Source organism: Streptomyces sp. NPDC041796 (assembly GCF_055590785.1).
Genome location: NZ_JBVJAH010000015.1, coordinates 60,394 through 85,386 on the forward strand (window position 1 = coordinate 60,394; position 24,993 = coordinate 85,386).

Here is a 24,993-nt window from a genome sequence, read left to right on the forward strand (position 1 = left end):
GTGGACGTTATCGGATGGGGTGTGGAGTGATCGAGGTTCCTGCGGCGCTGGCGCGGGTGCAGAGCGAGATCAATGGCGAGGAGGGGCGGGCGTTCGTCGCGGCGCTGCCCGGGCGGGCGGAGCGGTTCCTGGAGGAGTGGGGGCTGCGGCGGACGGGGCCGGTGATGCACGGGTGGTCGGCGTTGGTGCTGCCGGTGGTGGCGGGTGACGGTACGCGTGCGGCGTTGAAGTTGCAGTTGCTGGACGAGGAGAGTGCGGGCGAGGCGTCGGCGCTGCGGACGTGGGACGGCAGTGGCGCGGTGCGGCTGCTGGCGGGGGACGCGGGGACGGGGACGCTGCTGCTGGAGCGGTTGGACGAGGGCAGGCACCTGTCGGCGGTGGGGGACATGCGGGAGGTGACGCGGGTCCTGGCGGAGCTGATGGCGCGGCTGGTGGCGGTGGAGGCGCCGGCCGGGATGCGGGGGCTGGGTGACATCGCGGCACGGATGCTGGAGGACGTGTCCGGCGCGGTGGGGGAGTTGGAGCGGGAGGAGGACCGGCGGCTGTTGCGGGACTGTGCGGCGGCGGTCCGGGAGGTGGCGGGTGAGCCGGGGGACCGGCTGCTGCACTGGGACCTGCACTTCGACAATGTGCTGGCCTCGGACCGGGAGCCGTGGCTGGCGATCGATCCGAAGCCGCTGGCGGGGGATCCGGGTTTCGAGCTGTTGCCGTCGCTGTTCGACCGGTTCGATCCGGACGAGGTGTTGTGGCGGTTCGACCTGTTGACGGAGGTGCTGGGGCTGGACCGGGAGCGGGCGAGGGCGTGGACGCTGGGCCGGGTGTTGCAGGACTCGCTGTGGCACGTGGAGGACGGTGGGACGGAGCTGGAGGGCGACCGGGCGGCGGTGGCGCGGCTGCTGCTGGGGCGGTAAGGGGTTCAGGGTGTGGACGGTACTGGCGCGGCGGGGGGTGTACGGGGCAGGCTGCGGTCATGATTCGTAGCGCTGTCGTGGACGACGTACCCGCCATCTATTCGATGGTTCGTGAGCTCGCCGAGTACGAGAAGGCACTGGACGAGGTGCGGGCCGGCGAGGAGCAGTTGAAGGAGGCGCTGTTCGGTGAGCGGCCGGCGGCGTTCGCGCACATCGCGGAGACGGAGGAGGGCGAGATCGCCGGCTTCGCCCTGTGGTTCCTGAACTTCTCGACGTGGCGCGGGGTGCACGGCATCTACCTCGAGGACCTGTATGTGCGCCCGGAGCTGCGGGGTGGTGGGTACGGGAAGGCGCTGCTGCGGGAGTTGGCGCGGATCTGTGTGGCGCGGGGGTACGAGCGGCTGGAGTGGTCCGTCCTGGACTGGAACACCCCGTCGATCAACTTCTACAAGTCGCTGGGCGCACGGCCGCAGGACGAGTGGACGGTGTACCGGTTGACCGACGGGGCGCTGGCGGAGTTGGGGCGCGCCGAGGGCGACGCGGCCTAGGGGCGGTCGCAGGTGACGGTGGGGCCGGTGAGCATTCCTCCGGTGTTCTCCTGGCCCCTGGGGGTCCAGTAGCCGACTCCGGACGACCGCGCCGGTTCCGTTACGCCGGTTCGCCCGGGCGGGGTCATGGGACCAGGACCACCTTGCCCATCGTGGCGCGGGTTTCCAGGGCGCGGTGGGCGGCGGCCGCGTCGGCGAGCGGGAAGCGCTGGACGGCGGGGCGGAGGCGGCCGGTCGCGGCCTCGGAGAGGGAGCGGAGCTCCAGGGTGCGTACGTCTCCGCCGGCCTTCTGGAGCATCACCGGTCCGAGGACGGACCGGGAGGTGATGCCACGCCGGTCGAGTTCCTCGTCGGTGAAGGTGAGCGGCTCGCCGTCGTGCGGTCCCTCGCCGGCCCATCCGTACACGAGGTGGTGCCCGCCCCTGCCCAGGAGGTCGACGGCGGCGCGGCCGGTGGTGCCGCCGACGCAGTCGAAGACGACGGTGGCCCGCCGGTCCCCGAGGTGTGCGCGGACCTGGTCCGGCCAGTCGGGGAGTGTGTAGTCGACGGCGAGGTCGGCGCCGTCGGCCCGGACGCGGGCGGTCTTCCGGGGGCCGCCGGCCAGGCCGATGACGGTGGCTCCGGCGTTCTTGGCGTACTGGACGAGGAGCGTGCCGATGCCGCCGGCCGCGGCGGTGACCAGGGCGACGCTGTCCGGGCCGAGTTCGGCGAACTGGAGGATGCCCATGGTGGTGCGGCCGGTGCCGATCATGGCGACGGCTTCGGCGTCGTCGAGGGCGGGCGGGATCTCGTGAAGCCGGGTGGCGTCGACGACGGCGAGCTCGGCGTAGCCCCCGGGGGCCATGCCGAGGTGGGCGACGACGCGCTTGCCGAGCCAGGCGGGGTCGGTGCCCTCGCCGAGGGCGTCCACCGTGCCCGCGACCTCGCGGCCGGGGACGGTGGGCAGTTCGGCGGGGGCGGGGTACGGGCCGGGCGCGCCCCGGCGCAGCGCGGTGTCGAGGAGGTGCACGCCGGACGCGGTGACGGCGATCCGGACCTGGCCGGGCCCGGGGGTGGGGTCGGGGATCTCCTCGTGGGTGAGGTTCTCGGCGGGGCCGAAGGCGTGGAGGCGGATGGCGCGCATGGTGGGCTCTCTTCTGCTGCGGGGTACGGAGACCTGCTGCGGGGTACGGAGGAGAGCCTTCAATCTCGAGTGCGCTTGAGGTCAAGCCCGCTCGGTCAAACCCGCTTGAGGCCGAGCCCGCTCGGTCAAGCCCGCTTGAGGTCGAGCCGTGGGTGGGCGGCCTTGAGGGCGAGGGACGCCGCGCCGATGGCGCTGGTGAACGACACCTCGGTCAGCACCCCGGGCGCCGCGACCTGGTCGCCCGCCAGGAGGATGCCGTCGCCCCGGTCGATGGCCGGGCGGTCGCGCCAGGTGGTGCCGGGGTGGTCGACCGCTCCCGTACGCCCGTTGGCGAGCGCCTCGCGACGCCACAGGGTGCGGTCCCGCCAGCCGGGGAACCCCTTGTCGAGCAACCGCTCGGCGTGGGCCACACCGTCCGCCTTGGACTCGTGCGGGGCGATCGGGAACTGGCCCTGGAGCAGGCTCTCACCCGCCGGGGCGAGGGACGGGTCCTGCGCGGTGAACCGCTCCAGCCAGCCCGGTGCGTCCAGGTCGGAGATCACGAACGGGTCCTTCCGGTGCGGGCGCAGGGCGAGGTCGAGCAGTACGGTGCGGCCGCTGGGCCAGGTCAGGCCCGGGTCCTTCAGGAGGCGGCGGGCGGCGTCGAGGGAGGTCGCGACGATGACGGGGCCCTCCCGGTCGGGCAGGGTGTCGACGCGCGCGGAGGTCTCGATGCGCACGCCGAGGTCCCAGGCGTGGGCGGCCATCCGGTCGATGACCTCACCCCAGCCGCCGCGCGGATAGTGCGCCTCGGGCGGCAGGGAGGTGGCCCGGCGGAGCCGCTCCTGAACGAAACGGGCGGACAGGGAGCCGGGGTCGTGGTGGAACAGCGCGACACCCGCGTAGTTCGCGGCGGCGCGGCCGGCGGGGTTCTGCGTCCAGGTGGCGAAGTCGACGTCCACCGGGGCGCGTTCGGGCGTGCGGCGCGCCAGGCGGAGCATGCCCAGTGGCGGGGTGCGGCGCAGTTCGCCGTTCAGGTGGAAGCGGAAGCGGGCGCCCTCGCGGGCCGGTACGGCGGCCATGGGGCCCAGCAGGCCGCGCTGCCCGAGCCAGGACCAGTGCGGGCCGCGGTGGTAGAGGGCGTGGGGGCCTTCGTTGGTGCGGTAGGGGCCTTCGGCGGTACGGGCCCGGCCGCCGAGGGTGCGGTGGGCCTCGTGGAGGGTGACCTTGGCGCCGGCTTCGGCGGCGGTGATGGCGGCGGTGAGGCCGGCGAAGCCGCCGCCGATGACGGTGATGCGGGTGGGCATGGTGTCTCTCCCCGGGAGGGTGCGTGGCTGCTCTCGGAGGGATGACGGGTGGCGGTGCGCGATCCGTGACATGGGCGGCCGAACGCGGCGGTACGGCGGCGCGGTAGGGGCCCGCCGGCCCCGAGGAGACGAGCCCGGAGGGCCTCGCCCCACCCACCGGCCGACACCGCTCCGCCCCCTCCTGTCGCCGCGTACCGCCCCGGTGAGGGAGCCGTGAGGGCACCGCCAACCCCTGCGGGTGCGACCCGTACGGCCCCGCCGGCGCCGATGCCGGGCGAGGGCCGCCCGGGCCGGTGTCAGGGCACGCGGGGGAAGCGGGACTGGACGGTCCAGATCGCCGGGTTGTCCGCCAGGCCCTCGTGCATGTCCGTGAGGTCGGCGATCAGGTCGTGGAGGAAGTCGCGTGCCTCCCGGCGCAGGACCGCGTGGCCGAAGGTGAGCGGGGGTTCCTCGGCCGGCATCCAGTCGGCCTCGATGTCCACCCAGCCGAACCGGCGCTCGAAGAGCATCCGGTCCGTGGACTCGGTGAAGTCCAGCTCGGCGTACTGCGGCCGGGCCGACCGGCTGCCGCGCGGGTCGCGGTCGAGCTGCTCGACGATGTCGCACAGCGCCCACGCGAAGTCGAGCACGGGCACCCACCCCCACGCCGTGGACACCTCGCGGTCGGCCTTGGTGTCCGCGACGTACACGTCACCGCAGAACAGGTCGTGCCGCAGCGCGTGGACGTCCGCGTGGCGGTAGTCCGTCTGCGGTGGGTCCGGGAAGCGGCGGGAGAGGGAGTAGCCGATGTCGAGCACGTAGTCGATGGTGTCACGCCACCTGCGGAAACCGTGCCGCCGGGCGTTGCTATGATCCGCGCACTTGTGCGGGTACAGGCGGATGACTGGGGGGTCGGGAGCCGTCCCGCTTTCCTGACGCTTTCTGGGGGGCCTCTCCTTGGCCGGACACCGCGTGCGCCGCAGCGCGCTCGCCACCACGCTCATCACCGCCTGCGTCGCAGCGGGCGCCCTGGTCCTGCCGCTCGGGGGCGGCACCGTCGCCGCCGCGGCGACGCCCACCCCCGAGGTGGTGCTGGACAACCCGAGCAGGACCACACCGCGCCCCACGCAGTTGCTCGCCGCCGGGACCACCGGGTTCCTGCACCGGCAGGGCGGACGTGACGCGGAGGGCCTGCTGTGGACCTCGTACGCCGGCAATTCCACCGTGTCCGTCAAGGACGAGCGCGGAGTGCCCTACAAGGTGGCCTACGGCACCGACTGCTACTACATCTACACGTCCTGCCGTGACGGTCTGGTCGGTCGCGGCGGTGACATCGCGGCCATGCCCGACACCTTCACCTCCCAGCAGACGACCCGTATGCGGGACATGGCCACGGGTTCCCTCCGCACCACACTCGGCGGTTTCGAGGGCTCCTACCAGGGCACCTTCGGGTCGGTCATCGTGTCCGGGTACGGTCCGGACGGGCTGTTCCTCACGGACGCCGTCGACGGCGAGCAGCGCAGTCGACAGGTGTCGGGCCTCCCGGCGGACGTCGACGGCTTCTCCGTGGTCACCGGTGACGCGACCGGCGTCGTGGTGCGCTACGCCTTCCCCGACGGCAGCAGCCGCCTCGGGTACGTCGACTTCGCCACCGCGACCGCTGTCGACGTCCTCGACGACGCGGGCGGCGGCACCGGCGACGCGCTCCTCGACGCCGGACGCGTCGGCTGGTACGACGCCACCACGGCGACCCTCCGCCTCAAGCCGCGTTCGGCACCGGCCGGTGCGGAGACGACGCACAAGCTGGCGGCGACCAGCGCGCACGGCACCGACGCCGCGCTCGTCGGCGACTGGCTCGTGCTGGCCGAGTCCCAGGTCGGGGCGGACTCGTCCCACCCCGTGGTGGCCGTGCCGCTCGACGGCGGCCCCGCCCGTACCCTGCTGCCCCGGTCCGGCCAGGGCGTCCAGCCCGCGCCCGACGGTTCGGCGCTGGTGACCGGTGGCACGAGCGCCACCGACTGGTGGGTGCAGCGGATCGCCCCGGGCACCGGCGGGGTGCCTGCGCTCACCAAGGTGCACAAGATCGCCCCGTACGAGAGCCGGAAGGGCGCCCTGGCCTTCGGCCGTGGCCACCTGCGCGTCGGGTACGAATCGGGCGGAAGCCTCAAGACCAACTCCTGGAACCTGGGCACCACCGGCACCCCCGTGCCCGCCGCCGCCCCCGTCACCGGGCAGGGCGTCGCCCCGGTGTGCCCCGTCACCACGCTCCCGTGCCGCGAGATCTGGCCCAACCACTTCACCGGCGGCGACGTCGTCCTGGCCCGCAAGTCCGGCGAAGGGGGCATGGAAACCGATTCGGCGGAGACGCTGAACGACGACGGATGGGTGACCGCCGGAGTGGAGTTCCCGGCCGGTTCCACCGGCGGCAGGATCGTCGACGCCGCCGACGGTTACGTCGTCCACAACTCCTCCGGCACCACCCCCAAGCAGTACGTCGGCCGGCTCGGGTACGGCATCGAGCTGACCGGCCCGGCCGGCGCCGCCGCACTCGCCGGCCCCGTGGTGTGGCGCCCCACGGCCACCAAGGGGCAGCTCACCTCGTACGACCTGCGTACCGCGAGGACCACGGCCACGGTGACGGTCCCCGGCGCCTCCTGCGTCCCGCAGGAACTCCAGGCCGCCGGCAAGTGGCTGTACTGGAGCTGCGGCACCGCCGGGCCCGCCGGGGTGTACGACACGGTGGGGAAGACGTCCGTACCGGTGGCCCCGGGCGACGTCCTGCTCGGCGACGGGTTCACCGTCCGGCACGACCACGCCGCCGGCACCCTGGTCACCACGGACGTCACGTCCGGTACGGCGGTGACCCGCACCCTGGCCACGCTTCCGGGGACGGCGCTCACCATGGACCGCCGCTACCGCTGGGCCGTCGACGAGTACACCGGGATGGTCGCGTACGTCAGCGGCCCGCTGGAGCAGGTGAGGGTCGTCGGGACCGGTATCCGGCCCACCACACCGCTGACCGTCATCGGCTCCGAGGTGACCCAGGACATCTGGGTGGGGACCACCTCCGGCACCTGGTACGGCGACTGGACGCTCTCGCGGCCCGCCACCTCCTGGACCCTCACCGTCAGGACCCTCACCGGCAAGGTGGTGCGCACCGTCACCGGCAAGGACACCCGGGCGAAGGTCTCGGTGGCCTGGAACGGCCGCACCGACGCGGGCGGTTACGCCCCGAACGGCACGTTCCGCTGGACCCTCACGGCCGTTCCCGCGAGCGGGGGAACCGCCACCGCGGTCGCCACCGGCACCGGCCGGGTCTGGGGCGGCGCGGCGGTCTTCCGCGACCACCTCGGCGACGGCAGCGAGCCCGACGGGCAGGGCGACCTGCTGGCCCTCACCGGCACCGGTGCCCTCACCTTCCGCAGCGGGGTGTGGAACTTCACCGAGGGCCCCTCGGGCACCGGCTGGGGCACCTCCGTCGTGGCGGTGCCGTTCGGCGACCTCAACGGCGACCGGTGCAGCGACGTCCTGGTGCGCTTGAGCACGGGCGAACTGCGGGCGTACCGGCCCGCCTGCGGGGCGGCGCCGACGCCGAGGACCGCGTACACCTCGCTCGGTACCACCTGGAAGCAGTTCAACGTGCTGACCTCGCCCGGTGACCTGACCGGCGACGGACGCCCGGACCTGGTGGCGCGTCAGGCGACCACGGGCGACATCTACCTGTACGCGGACGACGGCGCGGGCAAGCTCAAGGCGCGCGGCCGGATCGGTACGAACTGGAAGCTGTACCGGGCGGTGTTCGGGGCCGGTGACCTGAACGGTGACGGCATCGGCGAGCTGCTCGCGGTGGACGCCGCCAACTCGCTGTGGCGGTACGACGGCACGGCGGCGGGCACGGTCAGGCCGAGGGCCCTGGTGTTCGGCAACAACTGGGCGACCGGCCGCAACGCGTTCGTCGGGGTGGGTGACCTGAACCGGGACGGCAAGGCGGACCTGATCTCCCGCAACGCCTCCGGTTACCTGCTGCGCAACCACGGCACCGGGACGGGATCGTTCGGCTCCACGGTCCGGGTCGGCACCGGCTGGCAGGGGTACAAGGGCCTCTTCTGACCGCGGTCACGGCAGAAGGCGCTGTTCCTTGGCGACGGCGACGGCGCCCGCGCGGGTGTCCACGCCCAGCTTGGCGTAGATGCGGCCCAGGTGGGTCTTGACCGTCGCCTCGCTGATGAACAGGGCACGGGCGATCTCGCGGTTGCCCAGGCCGCGCGCGAGCTGGCCCAGGATGTCCCGCTCCCGGTCCGTGAGGGCCGGGGCGGAGGCGGCGGAGGCGGCGCGGCGGGCGACCGGCGCGGACAGGGCGCTGCGGCCCTGCGCGGCGGCGTGGATGGCGGCGAACAGCTCCTCGGGGCGTTCGGCCTTCAGGAGGTAGCCGGTGGCGCCCGCGCCGATCGCGCGTGTGACGTCGGCGTCCGTGTCGTAGGTGGTGAGGACCAGGACACGGACGCCGGGCACGGTCGCGGTGATACGGCGGGTGGCCTCCACCCCGTCGATGCCGGGGCCGAGCTGGAGGTCCATGAGGACGACGTCCGGCTTCAGCTTGGCGGCCGTGGCGACGGCCTCCTCCCCGCTGCCCGCCTCGCCGACGACGTCGATGCCCGGCGCGGAGCCGAGGAGCGCGAGGAGCCCGGCGCGTACGACGGCGTGGTCGTCGCACAGCAGGATACGAACGGTCATGACTGCCCCAGGGGGATCGACACGGACAGCACCGTGCCCTCGCCGGGCGCGGACTCGACGGTCAGGGTGCCGCCCAACTGCTCGGCGCGCGCCCGGATCGCCGGCAGGCCGTGGCCCCGGACACCGGAGGACGGTACGGCCCGGGGGTCGAAGCCTCGGCCGTCGTCGGCGACGTCGAGGACCACCTGGTCGTCCAGGTAGGTGAGGGTCAGCGCGGCGGACGTCGCGTCCGCGTGCTCCCGTACGTTGGCGAGGGCGCCCTGCGCGATCCGCAGCAGCGCCGCGCCCACCCGGTCCGGCAGGGCGACGGGCGGGCCGTCGACCCGGAAGCCGACGGGGAGGTCCGCCGACTCACGGGCGGCCAGCGCGCGCAGCGCCTGTTCCAGGCCGCCGCCCCCGGCGAGGTCGGCGGGGGCCAGGTCGTGCACGAACCGGCGGGCCTCGGTCAGGCTGTGCTCGGCGATGGACGCGGCCGTACGGACATGGCGACGGGCGGTCGCCGGGTCGCTGTCCCAGGTGCGGTCGGCGGCCTGGAGCAGCATCCGCTGGCTGGACAGGCCCTGGGCGAGGCTGTCGTGGATCTCCATCGACAGCCGCTGCCGTTCGGCGAGGGTGCCCTCGCGGCGTTCGGTGGCGGCCAGCCGCTCCGCCTGCCGCCGGCTGTGCACGAACACGGCGGTGGCGATGGCGGCGACGGCGGGCGGGGCGACCAGCAGGTTCGGGTCCGGGGCGCCGTCCGCGAGCTGGAGCTGGGCGGCCACCACGAACACCGTGAGCAGGGCGACCAGCACGAGCGCGGCGCGCGGCGGGAGCGTACGCAATCCGGTGTAGAACAGCGGGACCGCGCACCAGGCGAAGCTGGGCGCCAGCACCACCAGCACCATCCACACGGCGACGACCGTGCACAGCCAGGGCAGGCGGCGCGGCACGGGCAGTACGTACAGCACGGCCAGCGCCGCCGACAGCGCCACCACCCAGGGGCCCAGGTCCAGCCAGGGGTGCCGCAGCAGGAACCTCACCAGGGAGGCGCCCAGCAGGGCGAAGAACGCGGCGTGCATCACCCGGGCCAGCCAGCGGGCGTCGGGGTCCTGCTCCACGTCCACCACTCCTCGCACCGGAATCACCGGTCCCATCCTCACCCCCTCCGCCCCGCGCGGCATCAACCGATCGGCTGACCCCGGGCCCCCCGCCTCGCCCCCACGATCGAAGACATGACGAAGCACTCGAAGAACACCATGTCGCTGCGCGCCCGCCTCCTCACCGGTGCCGTGGCCGCCGCCGCGCTCGGTGCGGGCACCTTCGGCGCCATCTCCGCGAACGCCGCCGAGCCGGACCGGGCGCCCGCCACGGCCGCCGCCGACAGCACCGCCCACCCCCGTGACCTGACGCAGTCCACGCACCTGACCATCGACGCCGCCACCCGGGCCGCGCAGGCCACGCTGGACGCCGCCGAGGCCGAGAACCAGCGCGTCACGGTCGCCGTCGTCGACCGCAACGGCAACACGATCGTCACCCTCCGCGGAGACGGCGCCGGCCCGCAGTCCTACGAGTCGGCCATCCGGAAGGCGTTCACCGCCGTGTCCTGGAACGCGCCGACGTCCGAGCTGGCCAAGCGCCTGGAGACCGCCCCGAACCTGAAGGACATCCCCGGCACCCTGTTCCTCGCCGGCGGTGCCCCGGTCACCACCAAGGGCACGCCGATCGCGGGCATCGGCGTGGCCGGGGCACCCAGCGGCGCCCTGGACGAGAAGTTCGCCCAGGCCGGTGTGACCGCGCTCACCCGCTGAATCGTTCATTCCGCCCATACGATCACGGAGTGGACACCCGTCGCCCCCGAGCCCTCGCCGCCGTCGCCCTGCTCCTGGCCGCCGCCCTCACCGGCTGCACGGGCGGTGACGGCGACGACAGCGGGCGCGGCAGGCCGGGCGCGGCAGGCGTCGGCGACCCGTACTTCCCCGCGCTCGGCAACGGCGGGTACGACGTACGCCACTACGCCCTGACCCTCTCCTACGAGCCGGGCAGCGGCCGCCTCACCGGCACCGCCGACATCACGGCCCGGGCCACCCAGGCCCTCAGCGCCTTCAACCTCGACCTCACCGGGCTCACCGTCCACGGCGCCACCGTCGACGGTGCGCCCGCCGCCGTCCGCCGCGAAGGGGCGGAGGTGACGCTGCGGCCCGCCGAGGACGTCCCCGACGGCGCCACCTTCCGTACCGTCGTCCGCTACTCCGGCGCACCCGCCACGATCACCGACGACGAAGGGGCGCAGGAAGGGTGGCTGAGGACCTCCGACGGGGCGGTCGCGCTCGGTGAGCCGACGGGCTCCTCGGCCTGGTTCCCCGGCAACCACCACCCCTCCGACAAGGCCGGCTACACCCTCACCATCACCGTCCCCGAGGGCCTGAAGGCCGTCTCCAACGGCGAACCGGGCCGACAGCGGACCAGCGGCGGCCGCACCACCTTCACCTGGCGCTCCACCGAGCCGATGGCGAGCTACCTCGCGACGCTCGCCATCGGCCGGTACGAGACGAGGACCTCCCGTACCCCCTCGGGCATCCCCGTCCACACCGCCGCCCGTGGAAACCCGCCCCTCCTCGCCAGGATCCCCGAACTCCTGGCTTGGGAAGTGAGCAGATTCGGTCCCTACCCCTTCTCCTCCACCGGCGCGATCGTCGACCCGCGCATCGACGTGGAGTACGCACTGGAGACGCAGAGCAGACCGTTCTTCGACAAGAGCACCTTCGACCCCTCGACGCTCGTGCACGAGCTCGCCCACCAGTGGTACGGGAACTCGGTGTCGCCCGAGTCGTGGCGCGACATGTGGCTGAACGAGAGCTTCGCGACGTACGCCGAGTGGCTGTACGCCGAGGACTTCGGCGACACGCCCGCCCAGGAGAGCTTCGAGGAGGCGTTCGCCTACGACGAGAACTGGGCGTTCCCGCCCGCGAAGCCGCCCACGGCCGCCGACATCTCGGGGCCACCGGTGTACGGCCGGGGCGCGATGGTCCTGCACAAGGTGCGTCAGGCCGTCGGCGACGACACCTTCTTCGGCATCCTCCGGGGCTGGGCGGCGAAGTACCGGCACGCCAATGCCTCGACGGAGGACTTCACCCGGTACGTGGAGGAGCAGGCGGGCGAAGACCTCACCGAGGTGTGGGACACCTGGCTGTACGGCGAGGACCGCCCTACAGACCCTTCCGCATGACGACGCAGTCACGGCCGAGCCGCAGGTCCGGGCGGCGGTCGACCTCCTCGTAGCCGAGGGCCCTCCAGAAGGCGATGGCCTTCTCGTTGTTCTCCAGCACGGCGAGCTTGACGCCCCGCCTGCCCACTTCCCGGAACCGCTTCTCGACGATCTCGGCCAGCTCGCGGCCGAAGCCCACCCGGTGGTCACGGGCGTGCACCATCAGCAGCCCGATCCAGGGATCGGGGTCGTCGGGGTCCTCGGGGTGGTGGGCGCGGGTCACCGAGATGCCGATGACGTGCCCCGCCGAACGGGCCAGCAGCACCTCCGTGTCCGGGTGGGACAGCTCCTCGGCGAGGGAGGCGGCGACCTGCTCCGGCCGGATGTCGTCGGCGTCCGGGAAATCCCCGCTGAGCTGCTGGAACTCCCGGTTCGACGCGTACAGCTCGGTGAGTTCGGTGAGGAGCGGGCCGGGCAGGGCGCCGTCCTCGCCGCCCTCCAGCGGTTCGACGATCATGCGGAAAACAGTAGGGCCCCGGCGCGGACTTCGCCGCCGGGGCACCACGTGGGCGTCCGTCAGATGTTGACGCCGAAGTCGCGGGCGATGCCCTCCAGGCCGGAGGCGTAGCCCTGGCCGACCGCCCGGAACTTCCACTCGGCGCCATTGCGGTACAGCTCGCCGAAGACCATGGCGGTCTCGGTGGCGGCGTCCTCGCTGAGGTCGTAGCGGGCGATCTCGGCGCCGCCGGCCTGGTTGACGATCCGGATGTAGGCGTTGCGGACCTGGCCGAAGTTCTGCGAGCGGGTGACCGCGTCGTAGATGGAGACCGGGAAGACGATCTTGTCGACGTTGGCCGGCAGGCCCGCCAGGTTCACATTGATCTGCTCGTCGTCGCCGCCGCCCTCGCCGGTGCGGTTGTCACCGGTGTGGACGATGGTCTGGTCCGGGGTGGACTTGTTGTTGAAGAAGACGAAGTGAGCGTCCGACGCCACCTTGCCGGAGGGGTCGACGCCGATCGCGGACGCGTCGAGGTCGAAGTCGGTACCCGTGGTAGTACGGACGTCCCAGCCGAGGCCCACAGTGACGGCGGTCAGACCCGGCGCCTCCTTGGTCAGCGAGACGTTGCCGCCCTTGGACAGGCTTACAGCCATGGAAAGTCCCTTTCGTGGTCCGTACGTCGTACGAGATAACGCTCGGCACGGCGAAGTGGTTCCATGACCGGAAAACGGGGTGACGTGACCGTGTCCGGACAGGGATCATGGGGGCATGTCCGGTCCCCATGTCATCCGCGGTTCGGTCTCCCTTCCGGAGGCCGAGCTGATGTGGCGTTTCTCCAGGTCGTCCGGGCCGGGCGGACAGCACGTCAACACCAGCGACTCCCAGGTCGAGCTGCGCTTCGACCTCGCGCGTACGGAAGCGCTGCCCGCGGTCTGGAAGGAGCGCGCGCTGGAGCGGCTGGCGTCCAGGCTGGTCGGCGGCGTTCTCACGGTCCGCGCCTCCGAGCACCGCTCGCAGTGGCGCAACCGCGAGACGGCGGCGGTGCGCCTCGCGTCCCTGCTCGCCGAGGCGACGGCCCCACCGCCGAAGCCGCGCCGCCCGACGAAGATCCCCCGCGGCATCAACGAACGCCGCCTGCGGCAGAAGAAGCAGCGCTCCGAGACCAAACGGGGCCGCTCGCCCCGCGACTGGACCTGACACGCCCCGCCCCCGGCATCCGCCGCCAGGCGAGGCGGTGCCCCCTCCCGCGTCCCGCGTCCCGCACCCGGCGTCCGGCGCCGGGCGGGGCCGTGCAGGGTCGCCCCCGCAGAGGTCGGCGGCCTGGAAAGGGCTCCCGGCCCAAGGCCGCCGGCCTCGAGGAGGTGAGCCCGGAGGGGCCCCGCCCCCACCCACCGGCAGGCGCCGCCCCGGCCGGGCACCGGGAAGGGGCGCCGCTCAGGCCCGTTGCGCCCATCCGTGCCGCCCTGCGGCACGACTGCCCACAACGCGGGGAGACCGCCCACAACGGGCAGCGGGCCCGCCCGCAACGGGACCGCCCGCAGCCGTGGCGGCCGCGACGGGGGTTCGGGGGCCGGGCCCCCGGGTGTCAGGACAGGTGGCGGTAGTTGCCGCGGAAGTACGTCAGCGGCGAGCCGTCCCCCGCCGGGAAGTCGACGGTGAGCACGCGGGCGATGACCAGCGTGTGGTCGCCCGCCTCCACGCGCTGTTCCGTGCGGCACTCCAGCGTCGCCAGGGCGCCGCCGACCAGCAGCGCGCCGCTCGACGCGCCCCGGGTGGTCGGGAGGTCCGCGAACAGGAGCCGGTCGCTGACGCGGCCCTTCATCGCGAACCGGCCCGCGACCTGCCGCTGCCCCTCCGCGAGGACGGAGACGCCCCACAGCGGCTGCTCCGCCAGCAGGTCGTCCATGCGGGAGCCGTTGCGGAGGCTCACCAGGACCAGCGGTGGGTCCAGGGACACCGACAGGAAGGCCGTCGCCGTCATGCCGACGTCCTCACCGCGCGGGCCCTCGTCCGGGTCGTGGGCCGTGACCAGCACCACGCCGGCGGCCAGCCGGGACATCGCGGCCCGGAACTCGTCGTTGCTCACCCCCTCAGGATGAGGGACGGCAGGGGCGGGAGGCTGGGTCGTCGGCAACACACCGGGAACGCTAGTCCGGCTCCCGTGCCGCCCGCATCGGGCGGAGGGACCAGCCGCTGGTCCTAGGTCCCCAGGGCTCCTGGGCCCCATACTGTGCGTTCACGAGGAGTTCAGCGGCCGGTTACCGGTAGTTCGGGCATCCTCCGTAACCAACATCATCCTTTGTGACTTGAGTCACAGAGCGCAGGTTTTGTTGACCCTCTGTACCTGGGGCACAGCTCGCTGTGATTCAGTGGCGGTGACAGTGCAACACGAGCGCCGATGAGAACCCTGGAGTTGCTGTCGAGGTCTCGGGGAGAGCGAGCAATGGAGACCGAGTCGGAGCCGTACGTCCGTCTTGCGACCCTGCGGCAGCTGCATCAGGTCGTCGCCAACCTCAACACGGCCCGCAGTCTGGCCGACACGCTGCAGACCGTCGCCGACGGCGTTACCGCCGGTCTCGGTTACGAGCTGGCCTGTGTGAACCTCGTACGCCCCGACGGTGACCTCGTCGTCGCCGCCTTCGCCGGCAGCCCCGCCGCCGAGGCGCTCATCACCGGCCGGGTCGGATCCCGGGCGTCCTGGGAGCGCCGGCTGAGCATGGGTGAGGCGTGGGGCGAGCTCCGCTTCATCCCGCACACCGAGGGCTGGGTCCTGATCGAGGACGACGTGCCCCAGTGGCACACCGACGGCCCCGAGCCCCGCTTCGAGGACGAGTGGCACCCGCGCGACCGCCTCTACGCCCCCATGTACGCCTCCGGCAGCGGCCGTGAGCTCCTGGGCGTGATCTCCGTCGACCGCCCGCGCAACGGCCGCCGCCCCGGCCCCTGGGGCCAGGAGGCGCTCCAGATGTACGCCTCGCAGGCCGCCATCGCGATCAGCAACGCGCGCCTCCGCGCCAATATGCAGCGCGCCCTGGTCCGCCTCGAGCGTGAGCAGCAGGCGCTGCGCGCCAGTGAAGAGTCGTTCCGTCAGGCCTTCGAGTACGCGCCGTCCGGCATGGCGATCGCCGAGATGGGCGGCGACCAGCACGGCCGGCTGCTGCGGGCCAACGACGCGCTGTGCCGGCTGCTCGGCCGCCCGGCGTCCGTGATGCGCCGCTATTCCTTCGCCGACCTGGTCCACCCCGAGGACATCGGCACCCTGCTGCGGACCTCCGCCGAGGGCGGCCGTGCCGAGTTGCGCCTGGCGCGCCGGGACGGCACCTACGTGTGGGTGTCGCTGCGCAACTCGGTGGTCGCCGACACCGCCGACGGGCCCCGCTTCCTGCTCACCCACGTCGAGGACATCGAGGAGCGCAAGCGCCACGAGCTCCAGCTCGCGCACCGCGCCTCGCACGACGCGCTGACCGGCCTGCCCAACAGCGCCGAGCTGCGCGCCCGGCTCAGCTCCCGGCTGTGCTCCCGGCCGCACGCGGTGCGGTCGACGGCCGGGACGCACGAGGTCGACGCCTACGACGGCGGGGACTACGAATACGGGGAGCACGCCTTCCGGGGCGACGGCTTCGACTTCGGTGCCCGGGCGGAGGGCGGCGCGTACGACCACCATGTGCACGCCGTCGCTCCCGACACCGAGGTGGACGACGGTACGAAGGGCCTCGCCGTCCTCTTCTGCGACCTGGACGGCTTCAAGTCGATCAACGACCGGTTCGGGCACCACACCGGTGACGCGGTGCTGATCGAGGTGGCCCGCCGGCTGACCGCCGGGGTCCGGGACGGGGACACCGTCGCCCGGCTCGGCGGTGACGAGTTCGTCGTCCTCGCCGACGGGCTGGGCGCGGCCGACGCCGCCGACCTGGCCGTGCGCCTCCGCAACGCGATCATTCCGCCGATCAGGGTGGACGGGCGCGCGGTGCGGGTAGGGGCAAGTTTCGGCATCGGCTGGGCGGAGTGCGGAATGTCCGTCGAAGAGGTGCTGAACTCCGCTGACCAGCGGATGTACATCGAGAAGCGCTCCCGCTCAAAGGTTCACCGCCGAGCCGGGTAGGCCGTTCGGGGTAGGCTCGCCCGGGTTGGCGACCGCTGGCGAGCAGGGATGAGGAGTGACCAGGGATGGCTGCCGGTAACAACGGCGCGAGCACGCCCGAGGACGACGATCCGTTCGGCTACCTCTACGCGGACGGGCAGACGGCGGGCGCGCAGGCGCCGCGTTCGGGCGGCGGCTACGGCTACCCGGGTCCGGCCGCTCAGCCGGGGGTGCCCAGAACCTCGTACAACCAGGTCAGGGCGGTGGGCGAGCGCCAGTACGGCGGCGCCCAGGCGTCCGCGCAGCAGCAGTACCAGCAGCAGTACGCGCAGCCGAGCCCCCAGTACGCGGCCCCCGAGACCTACCCCGGCGGTGACCGGACGCGCCCGGTGCCCCAGGTGCAGTCCCCGCAGCGTGGCGGCCCGGGCGGCCGTGGCCCCAACACCAAGGGGCTGCTGCTCGGCGCGATCGCGGTCGTGCTGGTCGTGGTGATCGGCATCACGGTCGCCGTTCTGACCAACACCAAGGACGGCGACAAGAACGACAAGGCCAACCCCTCGGCGCCCGCCACCCAGGTCCAGCAGTCACCGAGCCCGGGCCCCTCCAAGACCGGCGAGGACGAGAAGCCGGTGGAGCTGCCGAGGCAGGACGCGGCGACGCTCCAGCTCGGCGGCCCGGCCCGGCTGGGCACGGACGTCAAGGGCGCGAAGGGCGCGGACGGCGCGTACGTCATGTTCAACGGCGTCGGCGGCTCCGCGAGCTGGACGGTCGACGTCCCGGAGGACGGCCCCTACACGCTGTTCCTGTCGTACAGCGTGCCGGGCAAGGACGCGAAGGCATCCCTGACGATCAACGACGAGCAGCCGCGCGGGATCAACATGTCGAACTTCGCGCGGGCCGGCGAGGGCGACTGGGAGAAGGGCTGGACCCGGACCTACTCATGGGTCTCGCTCAAGAAGGGCACGAACACGATGAAGATGTCGTGCGAGGCGGGCGATCAGTGCGAGGCGTACCTCGACCAGGTCTGGTTGCAGCAGGGCCACGTCAAGGACTGACCACCGTCAGGAAGTGCGCCACCGTCCCCGTCATCGCCTCGCGAGCGGGGACGAGGTATTTCCGGGGGTCGACCGTGTCGGGACGGTCGGTCAGATGGGCGCGGACCGCTCCGGTGAACGCGGTGTTCAGGGCGGTACCGATGTTGATCTTCGTCATGCCGGCGGTGATCGCCGCGCGGAGCTCGTCGTCCGGTACGCCCGACGAGCCGTGCAGGACCAGCGGGACGGGGACGGCGTCGCGCAGGGCGGTGATCAGGGCGTGGTCGAGGGCGGCGGTGCGTTCCGTCATCGCGTGGGTGGAGCCGACCGCGACGGCCAGGGCGTCGACGCCGGTGTCCGCGATGTACGCGGCGGCCTCCGCCGGGTCGGTGCGCACGCCGGGTGTGTGGGCGTCCAGGGGCGGCTCGCCGTCCTTGCCGCCGACCTTGCCCAGCTCGGCCTCGACCCAGATGCCCCGCTCGTGGCCCCACCGCACGGCCTCGGCGGTCGCTTTGACGTTGTCGCCGTAGCTCAGCTTCGACGCGTCGAACATCACGGAGCTGAAGCCCTCGGTGTGCGCACTGCGCAGCAGGTCCGGCGAGACCACGTGGTCCAGGTGCAGGCCCAGCGGCGCGGTGGACGCCCGGGCGACGGCGGCCGAGGCGGCGGCGACGGCCGACAGGTCACCGCCGTGGAACTTCACGGCGTTCTCGGAGATCTGGAGGATCGCGGGCCGCCCCACCCGTTCGGCCCCCGCCGCGATCGCCTCCGCGTGCTCCAGTGTGATGACGTTGAACGCGGCGACGGCACCGTCCGCGGACCTGGCCCGGGCGATCAGTTCGCCGGTGGGGACGAGGGGCATGTGCGTACCTCCATCAAGCGGCCGTGGCGTGCTCCGTCACTGTGATACGGGACAGCAGTTCCCGGTACGTCGTCATGTCGAACTCGCCCGCCGCGGGTGCCAGGACCGTCGCCGCCGACAGGGCGGTGGCCCGCGCCAGCCGCTCCGGCCAGGCCGCGCCCTCGACCAGGCCGGCCAGCAGGCCCGCGACCGCCGAGTCGCCCGCGCCGGTCGGGTTGCCCTTCACCGCCGTCGGCGGGGCCGCCCGCCAGGTGCCGTCCGGGGTGACCGCGAGCATCCCGTCCGGGCCGAGGGAGGCGACGACGGCGTGGGCGCCCCGGCGGCGGGCGTCACGCGTGGCGCGCAGGGGTTCGCGGGCGCCGGTGAGCCGGGCCAGCTCGTCGGCGTTGGGTTTGATCAGGTCGGGGCGGGCGGCGATGCCCCGGCGCAGCGGTTCGCCGCTGGTGTCCAGCAGGACGGGGACGGACGCGGCGCGGGCGCGGCGCACCAGGTCCGCGTAGGCACCGACGTGGATGCCGGGGGGCAGGCTGCCGCACAGGGCGACGGCGTCGGCGTCGCGCAGCAGTTCCTCGTAGGAGGCGAGGAAGGCCGACCACTCGGCGGGTGTGGGGGTCGGGCCGGGTTCGTTGAGCTGGGTGGTGTCGCCGGTCGAGGTGTCCACGACGGCGACGGTGCGGCGCGTGGTGCCGGCGATGGGGACGAGCGCGTCGCGCACGGGCAGCGGTGCGAGCAGGCCGCGCAGGACGTCGCCGGTGGGGCCGCCCGTGAAGCCGGTGACCACGGTGTCGTGTCCGAGCGCGGCGAGGACGCGGGCGACGTTGACGCCCTTGCCGCCGGGGCGTTCGGCGACGTCGGTGACCCGGTGCGAGGAGTGGGGGACCAGCGCGTCCACGGTGTAGGTGATGTCGAGCGCGGTGTTGAGCGTGACCGTCAGGATCACCCGTAACACCCCCGAGAAGTACGCGCTTGCTTCCGCCTCTTGTGCGAAGCTTTCGGGCCCTGATCATGCCAAACCGAAGGCGGTTGGCCCAGTCCCCCGGCCCAACCGCCTTGCAGTAATTCATGCAAAAATCAGCCCAGTTGGGGTTCAACCACCCATTCGCCCTTACGCATGACACCCATCAGGGTGAATTCGGCGTCCAGGACCACCAGATCGGCGTCCTTGCCGGGCTCCAGGGAGCCGACCTTGTCGTACACGCCCAGCAGCTTCGCCGGGTTGGCGGAGACGGCGCGCACGATGGACTCGACGGGCAGCCGGTCGATGGTCGCCGCCCGCTTGAACGCGGTGTCGAGGGTGAGGGTGGAGCCGGCGATCGAGCCGCCCTCCACCAGCCGGGCGACGCCCTCGCGGACCTCCACCTCCAGCGGGCCGAGGTGGTAGACGCCGTCACCGAAGCCCGCCGCGTCCATCGCGTCGGTGATGAAGGCGACCCGGTCCGGGCCCGCGTGATGGAACGCCAGTTCCAGGGCGGCCGGGTGCAGATGCGTACCGTCGTTGATCAGCTCGACGGTGACCCGCTCGTCCTCCAGCAGGGCGGCGATGGGGCCCGGCGAGCGGTGGCCGAGCGCGGGCATCGCGTTGTAGAGGTGGGTGGCGACGGTGGCGCCCGCGTCGATGGCCTCGACGGTCTGCTCGTACGTGGCGTCCGTGTGCCCGATCGCGGCGATCACGCCGTGCTCGGCCAGCAGGCGTACGGAATCGATGCCTCCGGGCAGTTCGGTGGCGAGGGTGACCATCCGGGCCTGGCCGCGCGCCGCGTCGATCAGCTTGCGCACTTCGGCCGGGTCGGGGTCGCGCAGCAGGGCCTCGCTGTGGGCACCCTTGCGGCAGGGCGAGATGAACGGCCCCTCGAAGTGGATGCCCGCGATGTCGCCCTGTTCGGCCAGCTCGGACAGTTCCCCGGCGCGGTGGGCGAGGAAGTCCGTCTCACCGGTGACGGTGGAGGCGACGACCGTGGTGGCGCCGTGCAGCCGGTGCGTGTGGACGCCCTTCAGGACCTCCTCGACGGTGCCGGAGGTGAACGACGCGCCACCGCCGCCGTGGTTGTGCATGTCGACGAACCCGGGCACGATCCAGCACCCGGTCAGGTCGAGGGCCCGCGGGTCCTCGGGAGCGTGGCCCGCGGCACCCCGCACGGTGCCGGCCGGTGCGGCGGACCCCGGCGGGTGGACCCCGGCGATCCTGCCGTTCTCGACGATCACCCGCCCGTTGTCCACGATCCCGGTCGGCAGCACCACGCGGGCGCCGGCGAGAACCTTGTGATCGGCCATCAGGCGGATACCTCCGAACTGGCGAGTAGGTCCCAGGCGAGCAGGCCCGCGCCCAGGCATCCGGCGGTGTCCCCGAGGGCCGCCGGCACGATGGCGGGCAGCTTCTGGAACGTCACGCGTTCCTCGACGGCCGCCCGAAGGGGTGTGAACAACGTTTCCCCCGCCTCGGCGAGACCGCCACCGATGATGAGCGTGCGGGGGTCCAGCAGGGTGAGCGCGGTGACCAGCCCGTCGGCGAGCGCGTCGACCGCGTCCCGCCACACCCGTACGGCCCGCTCGTCGCCCGATTCGACGGCCTTGGCGCAGTCCGCCGCGTCCGCCTCGGGGTCGCCGCTCGCCGCCGCCCACGCCCGCGAGACGGCCGAGGCCGAGGCGAGCGTCTCCAGGCAGCCGTGCTGCCCGCAGCCGCACGCGGGCCCGCCGGGGCGCACCCCGATGTGACCGATCTCGCCGGCGTACCCGTGCGCGCCCGCCTCGATGGCGCCGCCGATGCCGATGGCGCCCGCGATGCCCGTGCCCAGCGGCACGAACAGGAACCGGTCGGCGCCCCGGCCCGCGCCCACGCGGCCCTCGGCGAGTCCGCCGGTGCGGACGTCGTGCCCCAGGGCGACCGGCAGGCCGCCGAGCCGCTCCGCGAGCAGGGCGCGCAGCGGGACGTCGTGCCAGCCGAGGTTGGCCGCGTACACGGCGAGGCCCCGGTCCGGGTCGACGATGCCGGGCACGGCGACACCGGCGGCGACGGCCGCCGTGCCGTACCGCTCGCGGCCGTGCGCGCGCAGCTCCGCGGCGAAGCCGAGGATGGTCTCCACGACCGCGTCGGGGCCGCGCTCCCGGCCGGTCGCCCGGCGTGCCTCGTACAGCAGGGCCCCGTCCGCTCCGACCAGGGCTGCCTTCATCCCGGTGCCGCCCACATCGAGGGCGATGACGTGTCTCACGAGAGACAGTGTCGCTCGTGAACCCGTGAAAGGTCTAGTCCACTTCCCTGGATTGTTGCCGCTGCATACAAATGGGCTACAGGGGCGTACGGGCTACTGGGCGAGGATCACGCTCCTGGTGAGGTTGCGCGGCCGGTCCGGGTCGTACCCCTTCGACTCCGCCACCGCCACCGCCAGCCGCTGCGCCCGGATCAGGTCCGCCATCGGGTCCACGCCCTCCCGCGCCCAGAGCCTGCCGCCCACCCGCTCCACCTCGTCCGCCAGCCCCTCCGGCACCGCGCCGAACACCCACGCCACACGCCCCGGACCGGTGATCGAGATCGGGCCGTGCCGGTACTCCATCGAGGGGTAGGCCTCCGTCCACGCCCCCGCCGCCTCCCGCATCTTCAGCGCCGCCTCCAGCGCCAGGCCGTACGTCCAGCCCCGGCCCAGGAACGTCCACTGCTCCGCCCCCACCACCGCCTCCGGCAGCGGCTCCGCCACCGCCCCCTCCGCGTCCGCCGCCGCCTCCGCGACCGGCTTCACCCCGGGCACGTCACCCAGGGCGGCCCGCAGGAACGCCAGCGCCGACGTCGCGAACCGGGTCTGCACCACCGACTCCTCGTCCGCCCAGTCCAGCACCGCGACCGCATCCGCCACGTCCATCACCGGCGTCTTCGGGTCGGCCGTCAACGCCAGCGTCGGCACCCGGCCGTGGACCCGGCCCAGCAGGTCCAGGACCTCCGTCGTCGTACCCGAGCGGGTGATCGCCACGACCCGGTCGTACGAGCGGGAGGACGGGAACTCCGACGAGGGATACGCGTCCGTCTCGCCCTGGCCCGCCGCCTCCCGCAGCGCCGCGTACGCGATGGCCATGAACCAGGACGTCCCGCAGCCGGTCACGGCGACCCGCTCGCCCGGCTGCGGCAGGCCCTCCCCGAACGACGCCGCCGCCTCGGCGGCACGGCGCCAGCAGGCGGGCTGGGTGGCGATCTCTGCTGCGGTACGTGACATGCGCGGACGCTCCTACGGCAGGTGAGGAAACTGGCCAGTCTTCGGCCAAGCGATACCCAGGTGGTGTAGACCTCATCCGCGCTGTGGGAAAATCAACGGCCAATGCAGGAACCAAGAGGTGGGGAAGAGTTGTGCAGCGCCGCTACACAGGACTGACCGCGGCGGTGGCCGCACTGAGCATGGCGGCGACGCTGGCCGGCTGCGGAATCGGCGACGGGGACGAGGACGTCACCCTCAAACTGGTGGCCGCCGACTACGGCAGCGGCGAGTCCAACACCTCCCAGAAGTACTGGGACGACCTGGCCCGCGCGTTCGAGAAGACACACCCCGGCATCACGATCGACGTCGACGTCATGTCCTGGAAGGACGTCGACCGCGAAGTCGCCGAGATGGTCGAGAACGGCGAAGCGCCCGACCTCGCGCAGATCGGCGCGTACGCGGACCACGCCGCCGCCGGCCGGCTCTACAAGGTCGAGGAACTCGTCCACATCCCCACGCAGGCCAACTTCCTGCCCCTCCTCAGCCGTGCGGGCGAAGTCGACCGGGCCCAGTACGGCATGCCGTTCGCGGCCAGCACCCGGCTGCTCTTCTACAACAAGGGCCTCCTCGACAAGGCCGGCGCCAAGCCGCCGAAGACATGGGACGACATCCGGAACGCCGCCGAGAAGCTCAAGGGCAAGGGGGTGGCCTACCCCTTCGCGCTGCCGCTCGGTGCCGAGGAGTCCCAGGCCGAGACCATGATGTGGATGCTGGCCGGCGGCGGCGGGTACCGCGACAGCGGCAACGTCACCTACGACATCGACTCCAACGAGAACGTCGCCACCTTCACCTGGCTCAAGAACAACCTCGTCGCGAAGGGCCTGACCGGCCCCGTCGCCCCCGGTGACCTCGACCGGCAGGAAGCCTTCGACGCCTTCGTACGCGGTGACGTCGGCATGCTCAACGGCCACCCCACGCTGATGGAAGCCGCCGAGAAGGCCGGCGTGGACGTCGGCAAGGTGCCGATGCCCACCCCCGACGGTGAGTCCCGCCCCTCGATGGGCGTGGCCGACTGGATGATGGCGTTCAAGCAGAACGGCCACCGCAAGGAGATCGGCGCGTTCCTGGAGTACGTGTACGAGGACAAGAACGTGCTGGCCTTCTCCGACCAGTACGACATCCTCCCCGTCACGTCCACCGCCAGCGCCGCGATGCGCGAGGACCCGAAGCACAAGGACCTGTGGCCGTTCCTGGAGGAACTGCCCACGTCCGAGCTGTACCCGGTGGGCCGCACGTCCTGGGCGAAGGTCAGCGAGAGCGTCAAGAAGAACATAGGCAAGGCCGTCGCACCCGACAGCAGCCCGGACGCGGTGCTCTCGGGCATCGCACGGGAGGCCAGGGACGCGGAGGCGGCCGAGTAACTATGTTGCTCATATGACCGCCGAGCCACTCACCGAACGGGACCGCGCCGTCCTCGCCATGGAACGGCGCTCCTGGCCCGGCCCCGGTGCCAAGGAACGCGCGATACGCGAGCAGCTGGGCCTGTCGCCCACCCGCTACTACCAGCTCCTCAACGCGCTCCTCGACGACCCCAGGGCCCTCGCCCACGACCCCGTCACCGTCAACCGGCTGCGGCGGCTGCGCGCGTCGCGGGAGGCGCGGCGCTGAGGTGTGCGCGGGCGGGGCCCTGGATAGGTTTCGGTGCATGGGCACCCAACCGGATTCCTTGCCGCGTCCCGCCACGCCCGCCGGCCGCGAAGGCCTCACGGCGTTCCTGGCCCACCCCGAGCGGGCGGTCGTCGCGCTCGACTTCGACGGCACCCTCGCCGACATCGTGGAGGACCCCGAACAGGCCCGCGCCCATCCCGGCGCCGTCCCCGCCATCGCCGCGCTCGCCCCGCGCATCGCGTCCGTCGCGGTCATCACCGGCCGCCCGGCGGGTGTCGCCGTGCGGTACGGCGGTTTCGCCGGCGTACCGGGGCTGGAGCGCCTGGTGGTCCTCGGCCACTACGGCGCCGAACGGTGGGACGCCGTCACCGGCACCGTCCAGGCCGCCCCCGAGCACCCGGGCGTGGCGGCCGTCCGCGCCGAACTGCCCGGGTTCCTGGACCGCGCGGGCGCGTGGCGCGGCACGTGGATCGAGGAGAAGGGCCGCGCGGTGGCCGTTCACACCCGGCGCGCGGAGGACCCGCAGGCGGCCTTCGACGCGCTGAGGGCCCCGCTGGCTGACCTCGCGGCCGCGCACGGACTGGTCCTCGAACCCGGCCGCATGGTCCTCGAACTGCGCCCCCCGGGTGTCGACAAGGGCGTGGCGCTGACCGAGTACGTGCGGGAGGTCGGCGCGGAGGTGGTGGTGTACGCGGGCGACGACCTGGGCGACCTGCCGGCGTTCGCCGCGGTGGAGAAGCTGCGGTCGGACGGGATGCCGGGGCTGCTGGTGTGCAGCGGCAGCGACGAGGTCCCCGAGGTCGCCCAGCGGGCCGACCTCCAGGTGCCGGGCCCGCGTGGCGTGGTCGCCCTGCTGTCCGCGCTGGCCGCCGCCGTCTGAACACCGACCGTTGGTGCCACCCGTTC

Annotated in this window: 24 protein-coding genes; 11 read left to right on the plus strand and 13 right to left on the minus strand. The window is 73.0% G+C overall.

The genetic code is table 11. The features are described 5' to 3' along the window. The first annotated feature begins 14 nt into the window (after positions 1-14). Positions 15-911 carry an aminoglycoside phosphotransferase family protein gene (locus tag ACZ6C1_RS27500; protein WP_469244214.1) on the plus strand — a complete coding sequence of 299 codons (897 nt, stop codon included), beginning with the start codon at positions 15-17 and terminating at the stop codon, positions 909-911. 59 nt (positions 912-970) lie between these two features. Continuing rightward, positions 971-1,459, plus strand: a complete 489-nt coding sequence (locus ACZ6C1_RS27505; protein ID WP_469244216.1) for a GNAT family N-acetyltransferase — start codon at positions 971-973, stop codon at positions 1,457-1,459. Between the two features lie 124 nt (positions 1,460-1,583). Here the strand turns inward: ACZ6C1_RS27505 and ACZ6C1_RS27510 are convergent, their stop codons facing one another. From ACZ6C1_RS27510 to ACZ6C1_RS27520, 3 genes are all read right to left on the minus strand, one after another. Beyond that, positions 1,584-2,582: a zinc-binding dehydrogenase gene (locus ACZ6C1_RS27510; protein ID WP_469244218.1), complete on the minus strand. Its 999-nt coding sequence runs from the start codon at positions 2,580-2,582 to the stop codon at positions 1,584-1,586. 125 nt (positions 2,583-2,707) lie between these two features. After that, on the minus strand, positions 2,708-3,868 hold the full coding sequence (locus ACZ6C1_RS27515) for an FAD-dependent oxidoreductase (protein WP_469244220.1): 1,161 nt from the start codon (positions 3,866-3,868) through the stop codon (positions 2,708-2,710). A gap of 296 nt (positions 3,869-4,164) precedes the next feature. After that, positions 4,165-4,665: a hypothetical protein gene (locus tag ACZ6C1_RS27520; RefSeq protein WP_469244222.1), complete on the minus strand. Its 501-nt coding sequence runs from the start codon at positions 4,663-4,665 to the stop codon at positions 4,165-4,167. A gap of 139 nt (positions 4,666-4,804) precedes the next feature. Here ACZ6C1_RS27520 and ACZ6C1_RS27525 point away from each other — a divergent pair, with 139 nt between their 5' ends. Further along, on the plus strand, positions 4,805-7,957 hold the full coding sequence (locus ACZ6C1_RS27525; RefSeq protein WP_469244224.1) for an FG-GAP-like repeat-containing protein: 3,153 nt from the start codon (positions 4,805-4,807) through the stop codon (positions 7,955-7,957). A 6-nt stretch (positions 7,958-7,963) separates the two neighbouring features. Here ACZ6C1_RS27525 and ACZ6C1_RS27530 read toward each other — a convergent pair whose 3' ends face one another. Next, positions 7,964-8,581 (minus strand): response regulator, encoded by a 618-nt coding sequence (locus ACZ6C1_RS27530; RefSeq protein ID WP_469244226.1) that lies wholly within the window; start codon positions 8,579-8,581, stop codon positions 7,964-7,966. Further along, positions 8,578-9,714, minus strand: coding sequence for a sensor histidine kinase (locus ACZ6C1_RS27535; protein ID WP_469244228.1), 1,137 nt, complete (start codon positions 9,712-9,714; stop codon positions 8,578-8,580). Before ACZ6C1_RS27535 ends, ACZ6C1_RS27530 begins: the two co-directional genes overlap by 4 nt. A gap of 78 nt (positions 9,715-9,792) precedes the next feature. On the opposite strand from ACZ6C1_RS27535, the gene ACZ6C1_RS27540 reads away from it, so the two are divergent. After that, entirely contained in the window at positions 9,793-10,368 is a 576-nt protein-coding gene (locus tag ACZ6C1_RS27540) for a GlcG/HbpS family heme-binding protein (RefSeq protein WP_469244230.1), read from the plus strand. 29 nt (positions 10,369-10,397) lie between these two features. After that, positions 10,398-11,786: a M1 family metallopeptidase gene (locus ACZ6C1_RS27545; protein ID WP_469244232.1), complete on the plus strand. Its 1,389-nt coding sequence runs from the start codon at positions 10,398-10,400 to the stop codon at positions 11,784-11,786. Here the strand turns inward: ACZ6C1_RS27545 and ACZ6C1_RS27550 are convergent. Further along, complete coding sequence (locus tag ACZ6C1_RS27550; RefSeq protein ID WP_469244234.1) at positions 11,767-12,282, minus strand: GNAT family N-acetyltransferase; 516 nt, start codon at positions 12,280-12,282, stop codon at positions 11,767-11,769. The genes ACZ6C1_RS27545 and ACZ6C1_RS27550 overlap by 20 nt on opposite strands. A 59-nt stretch (positions 12,283-12,341) precedes the next feature. Next, the gene (locus ACZ6C1_RS27555; protein WP_469244236.1) at positions 12,342-12,917 is read right to left on the minus strand and encodes a TerD family protein; all 576 of its coding nucleotides are present in this window, start codon (positions 12,915-12,917) and stop codon (positions 12,342-12,344) included. 115 nt (positions 12,918-13,032) lie between these two features. Between ACZ6C1_RS27555 and arfB the strand changes: the two genes are divergently transcribed. Beyond that, positions 13,033-13,461 carry an alternative ribosome rescue aminoacyl-tRNA hydrolase ArfB gene (arfB, locus tag ACZ6C1_RS27560; RefSeq protein ID WP_469244238.1) on the plus strand — a complete coding sequence of 143 codons (429 nt, stop codon included), beginning with the start codon at positions 13,033-13,035 and terminating at the stop codon, positions 13,459-13,461. Between the two features lie 388 nt (positions 13,462-13,849). On the opposite strand, the gene ACZ6C1_RS27565 is transcribed toward arfB, so the two are convergent. Next, the gene (locus ACZ6C1_RS27565; RefSeq protein WP_469244240.1) at positions 13,850-14,491 is read right to left on the minus strand and encodes a flavin reductase family protein; all 642 of its coding nucleotides are present in this window, start codon (positions 14,489-14,491) and stop codon (positions 13,850-13,852) included. A gap of 216 nt (positions 14,492-14,707) precedes the next feature. Here ACZ6C1_RS27565 and cdgB point away from each other — a divergent pair, with 216 nt between their 5' ends. Together cdgB and ACZ6C1_RS27575 are read left to right on the plus strand one after the other, a co-directional pair. Beyond that, positions 14,708-16,366, plus strand: a complete 1,659-nt coding sequence (gene cdgB / locus ACZ6C1_RS27570; RefSeq protein ID WP_469244242.1) for a diguanylate cyclase CdgB — start codon at positions 14,708-14,710, stop codon at positions 16,364-16,366. 65 nt (positions 16,367-16,431) lie between these two features. Continuing rightward, positions 16,432-17,400, plus strand: a complete 969-nt coding sequence (locus ACZ6C1_RS27575) for a carbohydrate-binding protein (protein WP_469244244.1) — start codon at positions 16,432-16,434, stop codon at positions 17,398-17,400. Here the strand turns inward: ACZ6C1_RS27575 and ACZ6C1_RS27580 are convergent. The 5 genes from ACZ6C1_RS27580 to ACZ6C1_RS27600 all read right to left on the minus strand — a co-directional run bounded on the left by ACZ6C1_RS27580 (position 17,390) and on the right by ACZ6C1_RS27600 (position 22,440). Beyond that, positions 17,390-18,241: a class II fructose-bisphosphate aldolase gene (locus ACZ6C1_RS27580; RefSeq protein ID WP_469244246.1), complete on the minus strand. Its 852-nt coding sequence runs from the start codon at positions 18,239-18,241 to the stop codon at positions 17,390-17,392. The genes ACZ6C1_RS27575 and ACZ6C1_RS27580 overlap by 11 nt on opposite strands. A gap of 13 nt (positions 18,242-18,254) precedes the next feature. Continuing rightward, positions 18,255-19,181 (minus strand): 1-phosphofructokinase family hexose kinase, encoded by a 927-nt coding sequence (locus tag ACZ6C1_RS27585; RefSeq protein ID WP_469244248.1) that lies wholly within the window; start codon positions 19,179-19,181, stop codon positions 18,255-18,257. 131 nt (positions 19,182-19,312) lie between these two features. After that, positions 19,313-20,512, minus strand: a complete 1,200-nt coding sequence (gene nagA / locus ACZ6C1_RS27590; protein ID WP_469244250.1) for an N-acetylglucosamine-6-phosphate deacetylase — start codon at positions 20,510-20,512, stop codon at positions 19,313-19,315. Then, positions 20,512-21,447, minus strand: a complete 936-nt coding sequence (locus ACZ6C1_RS27595; RefSeq protein ID WP_469244252.1) for an ROK family protein — start codon at positions 21,445-21,447, stop codon at positions 20,512-20,514. Before ACZ6C1_RS27595 ends, nagA begins: the two co-directional genes overlap by 1 nt. A gap of 93 nt (positions 21,448-21,540) precedes the next feature. After that, complete coding sequence (locus tag ACZ6C1_RS27600) at positions 21,541-22,440, minus strand: SIS domain-containing protein (RefSeq protein ID WP_469244254.1); 900 nt, start codon at positions 22,438-22,440, stop codon at positions 21,541-21,543. Between the two features lie 131 nt (positions 22,441-22,571). Between ACZ6C1_RS27600 and ACZ6C1_RS27605 the strand changes: the two genes are divergently transcribed. The 3 genes from ACZ6C1_RS27605 to otsB are packed head-to-tail and all read left to right on the plus strand — an operon-like array spanning position 22,572 to position 24,967. Beyond that, positions 22,572-23,840, plus strand: coding sequence for an extracellular solute-binding protein (locus ACZ6C1_RS27605; RefSeq protein ID WP_469244256.1), 1,269 nt, complete (start codon positions 22,572-22,574; stop codon positions 23,838-23,840). Positions 23,841-23,853: 13 nt separating this feature from the next. Beyond that, positions 23,854-24,087: a DUF3263 domain-containing protein gene (locus ACZ6C1_RS27610; protein WP_351818734.1), complete on the plus strand. Its 234-nt coding sequence runs from the start codon at positions 23,854-23,856 to the stop codon at positions 24,085-24,087. 37 nt (positions 24,088-24,124) lie between these two features. Then, positions 24,125-24,967, plus strand: a complete 843-nt coding sequence (gene otsB, locus ACZ6C1_RS27615; RefSeq protein WP_469244258.1) for a trehalose-phosphatase — start codon at positions 24,125-24,127, stop codon at positions 24,965-24,967. Positions 24,968-24,993 lie beyond the last annotated feature (26 nt).

Coding starts and splice junctions, on each gene's coding strand:
- ACZ6C1_RS27500 (WP_469244214.1), top strand. CDS start 15: ATGGGGTGTGGAGTGATCGAGGTTCCTGCGGCGCTGGCGCGGGTGCAG.
- ACZ6C1_RS27505 (WP_469244216.1), top strand. CDS start 971: ATGATTCGTAGCGCTGTCGTGGACGACGTACCCGCCATCTATTCGATG.
- ACZ6C1_RS27510 (WP_469244218.1), bottom strand. CDS start 2,582: ATGCGCGCCATCCGCCTCCACGCCTTCGGCCCCGCCGAGAACCTCACC.
- ACZ6C1_RS27515 (WP_469244220.1), bottom strand. CDS start 3,868: ATGCCCACCCGCATCACCGTCATCGGCGGCGGCTTCGCCGGCCTCACC.
- ACZ6C1_RS27530 (WP_469244226.1), bottom strand. CDS start 8,581: ATGACCGTTCGTATCCTGCTGTGCGACGACCACGCCGTCGTACGCGCC.
- ACZ6C1_RS27535 (WP_469244228.1), bottom strand. CDS start 9,714: ATGGGACCGGTGATTCCGGTGCGAGGAGTGGTGGACGTGGAGCAGGAC.
- ACZ6C1_RS27540 (WP_469244230.1), top strand. CDS start 9,793: ATGACGAAGCACTCGAAGAACACCATGTCGCTGCGCGCCCGCCTCCTC.
- ACZ6C1_RS27550 (WP_469244234.1), bottom strand. CDS start 12,282: ATGATCGTCGAACCGCTGGAGGGCGGCGAGGACGGCGCCCTGCCCGGC.
- ACZ6C1_RS27555 (WP_469244236.1), bottom strand. CDS start 12,917: ATGGCTGTAAGCCTGTCCAAGGGCGGCAACGTCTCGCTGACCAAGGAG.
- arfB (WP_469244238.1), top strand. CDS start 13,033: ATGTCCGGTCCCCATGTCATCCGCGGTTCGGTCTCCCTTCCGGAGGCC.
- ACZ6C1_RS27565 (WP_469244240.1), bottom strand. CDS start 14,491: ATGGGGCCCAGGAGCCCTGGGGACCTAGGACCAGCGGCTGGTCCCTCC.
- cdgB (WP_469244242.1), top strand. CDS start 14,708: ATGGAGACCGAGTCGGAGCCGTACGTCCGTCTTGCGACCCTGCGGCAG.
- ACZ6C1_RS27575 (WP_469244244.1), top strand. CDS start 16,432: ATGGCTGCCGGTAACAACGGCGCGAGCACGCCCGAGGACGACGATCCG.
- ACZ6C1_RS27580 (WP_469244246.1), bottom strand. CDS start 18,241: ATGCCCCTCGTCCCCACCGGCGAACTGATCGCCCGGGCCAGGTCCGCG.
- nagA (WP_469244250.1), bottom strand. CDS start 20,512: ATGGCCGATCACAAGGTTCTCGCCGGCGCCCGCGTGGTGCTGCCGACC.
- ACZ6C1_RS27600 (WP_469244254.1), bottom strand. CDS start 22,440: ATGTCACGTACCGCAGCAGAGATCGCCACCCAGCCCGCCTGCTGGCGC.
- ACZ6C1_RS27610 (WP_351818734.1), top strand. CDS start 23,854: ATGACCGCCGAGCCACTCACCGAACGGGACCGCGCCGTCCTCGCCATG.
- otsB (WP_469244258.1), top strand. CDS start 24,125: ATGGGCACCCAACCGGATTCCTTGCCGCGTCCCGCCACGCCCGCCGGC.